The organism is Acidovorax sp. sif0632, assembly GCF_019218805.1.
Lineage (GTDB): Bacteria > Pseudomonadota > Gammaproteobacteria > Burkholderiales > Burkholderiaceae_C > Acidovorax > Acidovorax facilis.
In genome coordinates, this window is the sequence record NZ_JAHUWW010000006.1 from 378848 (window position 1) to 387661 (window position 8814).

Below are 8814 nucleotides of genomic sequence, written 5' to 3' on the forward strand. Positions count from 1 at the left end.
ACGATTGCGAGCGCGGAATAATCGCGCCATGAAAATGGCAAAAATTCTGGGCCTCACCCTGCTGGCCGTGCTGGTGGGGGGCCTGTTACTGCCAGAGCGCATCCAGATCCCTGTGGCCGGAGCCTCCGCAAAAGACTGGAATTCCAAGTCCTTCTGGTTCGAACCCTGGGGCAGCTCGGGTGTGCACAAGGGCATCGACATCTTTGGCAAGACCGGCACGCCAGTGCTGAGCACTACGGATGGCGTCGTGCTGTTCACAGGAGAAATCGCCAAAGGCGGCAAGGTGGTGCTGGTGCTTGGGCCGCGCTGGCGGCTGCATTACTTTGCTCACCTGGACTCGATCGGCACAGGCGCCTTCTCCTTCGTGGCGTCAGGAGAGGCGATTGGCACGCTGGGCGCCAGCGGCAACGCGCAGGGCAAGCCGCCACACCTGCACTATTCCATCGTGCGAATGCTGCCCGCGCCGTGGAAGGTGGATGGCGCTACGCAGGGCGCCAAAAAAGCGTTCTTCATCGACCCCCACGCCTATCTGCTGGAGCGTGACCGCAGGGGAGTCAGAAGGATGATCCGAAGCAGCGCCGAAGGTCAGTGAAAGTCCCGGCTACCCTGCAGCGCCTGGGCCATGCGACCGAGCAGCGGTGTCAGGTCCTTGAAGCGCTGGGCCACCAGGTGGCGCACTACCGTGGCCGCCTTCAGAGCGCCCCCCTCCCCCTCGGGCACGCTGCACTGCCACACGCCCTCCACCGCCAGCAGTTGCGACCTGAGCAGCGCATTGCGCCATGTCTCCACCAGCGCAGGCCACACGATCACGTTGACGGGACCCGTCTCGTCCTCCAGCGTGACGAACATCGTGCCTTTGGCCGTGCCGGGGCGCTGGCGCACAGTGACGATGCCGCAGGCGCGCACCTTGCGGCCATGGGGCACGGTGTTCAGCTGCAGGGCGGTCTGCAGGCGCCAGCGCGCAAGGCGCGGGCGCAGCAGGGCCAGTGGGTGGCGGCGCAGTGTGAGGCCGGTGGCGGCGTAGTCGAAAAGAATCTCTTCGCCCTCGGGCGCGGCGAGCAGTTGCAGGGGCGCTTCGTGCACGGGCACATCGCGCAGCAGGGGCGGTGCCGTGTGCTGCGCGGCCGCCTCCCACATCTGCTGGCGCCGGTGGCCTGACAGGCCCGCCAGCGCATCGGCTGCAGCGAGCGCCTGTAGGTCTTGCTGGCTCAGCTGTGCGCGCAGGGCCAGGTCTTCGGTGTTGGCAAAGGCAGGGCCTGTAGCGCGGGCCTCCACCAGTCGTTCGGCAGCATCTTTGTGCAGGCTGCCCACCAGCCGCAAGCCCAGACGCACAGCGGGCTGCGGCAGTGGCGGCACGCCCAGCCCCCGCGCCGGTCTCAGTGGCTCTGGTGTGCCCTCCAGCGTGCAGTCGATGTCGCTGCAGGTCACGTCGATGGGCAGCACACGCACGCCGTGGCGGCGCGCATCCTGCACCAGTTGCGAGGCGGTGTAAAAACCCATGGGCAACGAATTGAGCAGCGCGGCCAGAAAACACGCGGGCTCATGGCATTTGAGCCAGCTGCTGGCATAGGCCAGCAAGGCAAAGCTGTGGGCGTGGCTTTCAGGAAAGCCATATTCGCCAAAGCCCAGCATCTGCTGGAAGATGGCCTGGGCAAACTCGGTACGGTAACCACGCGCTTCCATGCCTCCGACCAGTGGGCGCTCGAACCGGTGCACGCCGCCCTTGCGCTTCCAGGCCGCCATCGACCGGCGCAGATCGTCCGCCATGCCGGCAGAGAACCCGGCCGCCACCATGGCGATCTGCATCACCTGCTCCTGAAAAATCGGCACGCCCAGCGTGCGCGCCAGGGCCGCTTCCAGTTCAGGCTTTTCCAATTGCAGCGGCTCGCCCCTGCGCCTGCGTTCACGCGCCTGCAGGTAGGGGTGCACCATGCCGCCCTGAATAGGCCCGGGCCGCACAATCGCCACCTCCACCACCAGGTCGTAGAACTCGCGCGGCCGCAGGCGCGGCAGCATGCTCATCTGCGCGCGGCTTTCGATCTGGAACACGCCCACGGTGTCGGCGGCGCAGATCATGTCGTAGGTGGCGGGGTCTTCGCGCGGAATGCCCTGGAGGTCCCAGCGCTCACCGCGCAAGGCTTCGCGCAAATTCAGGCAGCGGCGCAGCGCGCTGAGCATGCCAAGGGCCAGCACATCGACCTTGAGCAGGCCCATGGTGTCCAGGTCGTCCTTGTCCCACTGGATGACCGATCGGTGCTCCATGCTCGCGGGCTCCACGGGCACCAGGCGCGTGAGCTTGCCCTGCGTGAGCACAAAGCCGCCCACATGCTGGCTCAGGTGGCGCGGAAAGCCTTTGAGGTCCGCCGCCAGCTCCAGCCACAGCTGGGCCGTGTGCCGGTGCAGCGATGCACCCAGGCTTTCAGCCAGTTCCTGCAACCGGTCGGTGGCGAACTGCTCGTCAAACCAGTGGTGGTCCTTGGCAAAGGCATCGACCAAGGACGGCGCCACGCCCAGCGCCTTGCCCACATCGCGCAGCGCGCTGCGCGTGCGGTAGGTGGTAATCACGGCCGCGATGGCGGCGCGCTCGCGGCCGTATTTTTCGTAGATGTACTGGATGACCTCCTCGCGCCGGTCGTGCTCGAAGTCCACGTCGATGTCGGGCGGCTCCTTGCGCTCCTTGCTGATAAAGCGCTCGAACAGCAGGTGTGAGTTTTCGGGCGGCACGGCCGTGATGCCCAGCATGTAGCAGACCACCGAATTCGCGGCCGAGCCACGCCCCTGGCACAGGATGCCCTGGCTGCGCGCGTAGCGCACGATGTCGTGCACCGTGAGGAAGTACATCTCGTACTGGCAGTGTGCGATCAGGTCCAGCTCTTTGCGGATCTGCGCCTGCACCTTCTGTGGCGCGCCCTGCGGGTAAACGCCTTGCACACCCGCCTGCACCAGCCAGGCCAGTGCCTGCGCGGGGGTCATGCCAGCGGGCACGGTCTCCAGCGGGTACTGGTACTTGATTTCGTCCAGGGTGAACGTGCAGCGCCCCGCCACGGTGAGCGTGGCGTCCAGCAACTCGGGCGGATAGACGCCCGCCAGCCGCACGCGCCGGCGCAGGTGGCGCTCGGCATTGGGCTGCAGCGCAAACCCGCATTCGCCCACGCTGCGGCCCAGGCGTACGGCGGTGATCACATCCTGCAGCGGCTTGCGCGAACGGGCGTGCATGTGCACATCGCCCGCTGCCACCAGCGGCAAGCCCAGCGCCGCACCCACACGCTGCAGCGTGGCCAGCCACAGGCTGTCGTCCGGGGCCAGGTGCAGTTCGACGGCCAACCAGATATGGCCATCAAAATTTGAGTCAAATTGGCCTCTAGCGCTGGATAGACAAGCGCTAATAGCTATCAAATCAGAAGCATCAAAGCGTTGCCGGATAGGCGCCAGCAGCAACTCGCACCCTTGCAGCAATCCCCAGGGGCTGCGCGGGCCCACGTGGTACTGCCCCTTGGATGCGACCGCACGGGCCGCGGTGATGAACTCACACAGATTGCCCCAGCCCTCGGCATCGCGCGCCAGGGCCACCAGCCGCAGGTCGTCACCCCACAAAAACTCGCTGCCCACGATGAGGTGCAAACCACATTCCTTGGCGGCCTCCCAGGCGCGCACCACACCCGCCACCGAGCATTCGTCCGTCAGCGCGAGGGCCTGGTAGCCCAGCGCCAGCGCGCGCTTCACGAGTTCCTGTGGATGCGATGCACCACGCTGGAAGCTGAAGTTGGACAGGCAGTGCAGCTCGGCATAGCCCGGCAGCACGGTGGCTTGTGCAGGCGATGCAGAGGAAGGTGTCAGGCCCATGGAGCCTCCGCAGACATCACCCAAACACCCCATGCAGGAACCAGCGATGGGGCCGCACGGCGACAGGGGGACCATCCGACACGGACGGCACCGGCGCCAGCCGCTCGCGGAACACCCACACCAGCCCCGCCACATCGTTGTGCGCCACAAAGTAGTCGCGCAAGGCCAGGGCACCTTCACCGGGGGCCGGGCCTGCGCCCTCCCCGGCCGCAGACCACCAGCCCGCTTCAAAGCGGTGGGGCCCGGCCAGCAGTCGCAGCAGGCCGTGGTGGCAGGGGCGGTTGCCCTGCACCGCCAGCCGCCGGGGCGGGTTCAGCAGCCAGGTGGGCAGCAGCAGGGCATCGGGGGCTGCATCCAGCGCCGTCTTGGCAACACTGACGGAGGCATTCCGGGCTGCAGCGTGCTTTGCGGCCGCCGCCGTCACGCGCAGCACCTCGGCCGCCGGGCGCCACTGCTGCATGCATTCGGGGCGGTGGTCGGCCTGCAGCACCGGGGCCTGCACATGGTCTGCTCCAAGCCGGGCTGACAGGCGCTCCAGCAACTGGTGCAAAGCCTCGCCCTGGGCGCCAGCAGGGTCGGCGCCGCCCAGATGGTCGGGCGGCAGCAGGCTCGCACTGCGGTGTGGCAGCGGGGCCGCCTCCAGCAAACGCAGCGTGATCTGATTGACCGGCGCGGCCAGCGTGGTGCGCGCCAGATTTTCAGACAACAGGCGCCGCAGATGCCCCATGTCCTGCGTGGCCTGCGCCGTGCGCACCTGCAGCGCCTGCGTGGGGGCGATGGCCACACCATCGATGCGCCGCAGGTCATGGCGCCAGGCCAGCTCCAGGCCCAGCACGCCCTGCTGCCGCGCTTGCAGCCAGCCTTGCAAGGCCGTGAGGCAGCGGCTGGCGCTCCAGAGCAGCGCATCGGCCGACTCTGCCAGCGCAGGCAACTCGCCCGTCAGCACAAACTGCTCGGGCAGCTCCAGCCAGGCGTGGGCCTCAGGGGCATCTCCCACGGCCTGGTCCAGCACCCGCAGCACCGCCGCACCAAAACGCCGCGACACCCCGGCGCGGGGCAGCGCCCGCAGTGCCCCCCAGGTGCGGCAGCCCATGCGCTCCAGGCTGGCCACATGCGGGCGCAAGGCTGTGAGTGTGTGTAGAGGCAGGCTCAGCGGCCCCTGTGCAGGGAGAGCCAGCCCCGCCAACGCCACACGCAGCCGGGCCTGCGCCACCAGGGCGGTGGGGCCACTGCCCCAGATCACGGGTGCGCCCGTCGGCTGTGCGCCCGCCGCCGTCCCTTCCCCTGCAGGCCCACACTCGCCAGCGACCTGGGCAGCGGGGGGGGCGGAGCCCCTGGCAGATGCCCCGGCCCAGGCCCAGGCCTGCAGCACCTGGGCCAGCAGCACTTCGCGCCCGCCCCACAGCCGCTCGGTGGTGGACACCTCCAGCAGCACGGCCTCTGCATCCACCAGTGCCACACGCGGGGTAAAACGCAGGGCCCACCAGCCTGCCGCAGCGGTGTGCACAACCCCTGCAGGCGGTGCGGATGCCTCATCGCACCAGGGCAATGGCAGCGCGATCCAGTGCATGCGCCCTCCCCTCTGGCCCCGCCCCCAACGGCACCAGCAGCTCCACTGAAGGGCGCATGGGCAACGCCCCCGATGCCTTGGCTGCCGCAGCAAGGCGACCTGCCACCAAGGTGCTGCCAGCATCCACCTGCGCTGCACGCCGGCGCCCGGCCTGGGCTGCCAGCACCTGGGCCAGCCGGGGATGACAGCCCGGCAGATCCAGCCCTTGCGCCAGGGGCGGCCCCCGGCGCTTGAGAATGTGCACCTGCATCCCGGGGACTGTGCATACACCTCCCGGCATGGCCATCCCCTGCACCTGTAGCCGCAGCAAGGCTGGTGAGGCCTGGGCCGCAGCACTGGCCGGGCGAAACACCCATAGCAGTTGACGTTGCTGCGCTGCTGCCAGTTGCAGCCTGCGCAGGGCTGCGGGCTGCACCTGCGGCAGCCAGGCCATCACGGCCAGAACCTCCCGGCAACGCAACGCCTGCTCTGCCGCCCAGAGCGCAGCGGCGGCATCGGCCCGCACCACACACAGCCGCTCGACTGACAAGCCCTGGGCCTGCAGCGCCGGTCCAAAAGGCTCGCAAGGCGGCGCTACCACCACCACCGCCCCCGAGCGCGGGGCAGTGGCCTGTACCAGGGCAGGCAGCACAAGCTGCCATTCGTGCAGGCCCGCCAGGGGCTGCAGCACCTCGCTCAACGCCCCCACCGGCCAGCCCCCACCGGGCAACTGCGCATCCAGAGGACCATAACCGGTGGACTGCACCTGCAACTGGCCCGCACCCAATGCGTCCGCATGCCAGACACCGGGCACGGTCAATGGCAGATCGGACGCGACAACCCCCAGGGAGTGGCGTAGCGCAGGCATGGCGAAGACGAGAAGAACAATATGAATACTGTAAATATAACCAGTATTTCGAGCACCGGGGCAACTGGCGGAGAAGACTTTGGGGTGAGGGGCTTTTGGAGGCAACGCGTCCCAGGCCCTATAAAACTGGGCCAACGCACACCACGCTCCCTACAATGGGCAGGACAAAAAAGAGAGGGTCCGTTGAATGAAAACAATCCAATCGGCAGCAGTCGCCCTGTTGCTGCTCCTGTCCGGCAACACGTTCGCTGCCTATACGCTCTACTTTTTTGAAAGCGGTGGCAATGTGGTCGCCAGTGGCAGTGGCAGCATGAATCTGGGGGCCCTCTCGCCTGCGGGCAGCGGGCCTCTGTCCCCCGGGGTCATTGCTTCGGCTGGGCTGGTCTTCACCGGTACGGCTGGCACCGTGGACGCCTACCTGGGGATATCCGGCCCACCAGCGTTCGGAGGCGGAGGCCCTGTCGGGGCGAATGCAGGATCTGGCGACATGGTGGGCCTGGACAGCACAATGCCCGGTTTCGTCTTCGCCCCGGCAGGTTACGTCTCGGGCTCTGCGCTCACGTCCTCGGCCACCTGGACTGCGACCTCGCTGGCCAGCCTGGGACTCACACCGGGCACCTATCTCTGGACCTGGGGCACGGGCCCGACAGCGGATTCATTCACGGTCCACATCGGCATCGCGCCGCCAGCATCCATTCCGACGCTGTCTGAATGGGGGCTGCTGGTCCTCGCGGTGCTCATGGCTGGCTGGGCGATGCACCATCGGTTCTGGCTGCGAAGCCGGGTGGGCTGACCACCCTTTTCAAAGCTTCCGCACTGCCCAATCACACCAATCCGCCACCGCTGCATCTGCAGGGGTGGCGCGGTCTGCCAGCTGCGGCCAGCGGCGATAGCTGGCATTCACAATACTTTGCAGCTGCCACAGCGCCTCGCGCCCCACCAGCGCCACTTCAGCCATCCCAATGGCATCGCCCTGCAACTGGGTCATGAGTTCACCCTGCTGCCGAGGGTGTGAACCGGCCTCCAGCAAGGCTTTTTGCAAAGCCAGCAGCCGCGCATCGAGGAACACAAAGGCGCTTCCCGGCAGTGCCTTGACACTGGCTTCGGGAGGCAGTGCGGTCTTGAGCCGATCCCAGCATTCAAAAGCTTCGGCCAGCAGATCGATCTGGCGCGAGGCATCGTTGCCCAGCGGCATGAGGGCAGATTCCCGGGCGACTTCTTCCTGCAGCAGGGGCAGGATGTGTGCCACCAGGGCCGATGGAAATTTGCGATGGTTCAGCCGCAGCACCAGCGACAGGCGCTGCGCGGGCATGTCGTCGTATTTTTCATAGAACGCCGCCACCACCTCGGCCAGCAACAGGATGCGGCCCAGAACAGAGATGTCCGCACCGGCCAGGCCACGCGGGTAGCCGCTGCCATCCATGCGCTCGTGGTGTTCCAGCACCGCCACATCCACAGCCCGGGGATAGACCTGGGTATCGCGGATCATGAGCATGGCGGTGATGGGGTGCGCCACCAGATGCTTGCGCTGAACACCAACGACCTTGTGGTCGGGATCGTCCCAGGCCGGATCCATGTGCAGCACACCCAGATCGTGCAGCAAGGCTGCTGCCGCAAGATTGGCGCAGTCGCGCTCAGCAAGACCGCTTTTGATGCCCAGGAACACGGCCACCGTCATCATCTGCAGGCTGTGTTGAAACAGCCCGGGCCGCTGATCGCGCATCACGGTGAGCTTGCAGGCCATGGATGGAGGCAAGGGCAGCGAGCGCAGCGGCGCCAGCAGCCGGGCAGCCGAGCCGAGGGCTTCTGCCAGCAGGCTGGGCAGCACCTCCTGTTCGCTCATGGTCTGCCCCGCCGCGAGCAAAGCGGGTACGTCCACGGGATTCTCGATGGACAGATGGCGGTCAATGGGCTCGCGCAGCTTGTGCTGCACCAGGCGGTCATACAGGCGGCTGTCGATGCGCGCGCCTTTTTCGACCAGCTTGATACCTTTGTCGGTGTAAATAGCTGCGTCAGCAACCACCGTGCGCCGGTCAGCCATGTCGGTCAACGCGCGCAAGTAGTGGGGGCTGTCCGAAGTGTCGATGCCCGCAGGCGCAAGGGTGTCCGTCATGCAGATAACAAAAGCTTATTCGGGACTATAGAGCGTTCTCCCCGAGGGGCATCCACGAAAAATACCCGGGCCACACACAGTCTTGAGCCAGATCAAGTCCCAGTCGCCGTCCCCCAGTGTTTCACAAGGCCGGGAGACTTCCCTGCACGCCATTCACCACCCGATTCAGCCCGTCCTGCAACCATGGGTCACCATTCCGGATAAACGCTTCATTCATTGCATGCAAAAGCGGTTCAAGCCTTCTTTTCAGGCTAAAAATCTGGGTAAACCCTGAAATTTTCTGGCGGCATTGTTTCCAATACTGGAACAGTTAATTTGCGACTCGGTGGTTTTTCTTTGGACTTCACCCGCGTACAGTTCAACCCATCGATGAGCCGAACCCGCAAGGCGACTCACCGAACCCGGTTCAGGAATGGTTTTTTGACCCGGCTTTTTTGAGAC

The 8814-nt window shown here is 66.4% G+C and carries 7 protein-coding genes; 2 read left to right on the forward strand and 5 right to left on the reverse strand.

Annotated features, from left to right (window positions below; translation table 11 throughout):
* The first annotated feature begins 28 nt into the window (after positions 1–28).
* Positions 29–592, forward strand: coding sequence for a M23 family metallopeptidase (locus KW832_RS19785; protein ID WP_218300980.1), 564 nt, complete (start codon positions 29–31; stop codon positions 590–592).
* Here KW832_RS19785 and KW832_RS19790 read toward each other — a convergent pair.
* The 3 genes from KW832_RS19790 to imuA are packed head-to-tail and all read right to left on the reverse strand — an operon-like array spanning position 586 to position 6260.
* Entirely contained in the window at positions 586–3843 is a 3258-nt protein-coding gene (locus KW832_RS19790) for an error-prone DNA polymerase (protein WP_218300979.1), read from the reverse strand. The genes KW832_RS19785 and KW832_RS19790 overlap by 7 nt on opposite strands.
* Before the next feature lie 16 nt (positions 3844–3859).
* A complete protein-coding gene (locus KW832_RS19795; RefSeq protein ID WP_218300978.1) occupies positions 3860–5413 on the reverse strand; it encodes a DNA polymerase Y family protein in 1554 nt (517 codons plus the stop codon).
* Entirely contained in the window at positions 5376–6260 is an 885-nt protein-coding gene (imuA, locus tag KW832_RS19800; RefSeq protein WP_218300977.1) for a translesion DNA synthesis-associated protein ImuA, read from the reverse strand. The genes KW832_RS19795 and imuA overlap by 38 nt, the downstream gene beginning before the upstream one ends.
* A gap of 187 nt (positions 6261–6447) precedes the next feature.
* On the opposite strand from imuA, the gene KW832_RS19805 reads away from it, so the two are divergent.
* The gene (locus KW832_RS19805) at positions 6448–7053 is read left to right on the forward strand and encodes an IPTL-CTERM sorting domain-containing protein (RefSeq protein ID WP_121419972.1); all 606 of its coding nucleotides are present in this window, start codon (positions 6448–6450) and stop codon (positions 7051–7053) included.
* 9 nt (positions 7054–7062) lie between these two features.
* Here KW832_RS19805 and KW832_RS19810 read toward each other — a convergent pair whose 3' ends face one another.
* The gene (locus KW832_RS19810) at positions 7063–8373 is read right to left on the reverse strand and encodes an HD-GYP domain-containing protein (RefSeq protein ID WP_218300976.1); all 1311 of its coding nucleotides are present in this window, start codon (positions 8371–8373) and stop codon (positions 7063–7065) included.
* Positions 8374–8619: 246 nt separating this feature from the next.
* The coding region (locus KW832_RS19815) for a hypothetical protein (protein WP_218300975.1) at positions 8620–8814 on the reverse strand (195 nt) is incomplete at its 5' end.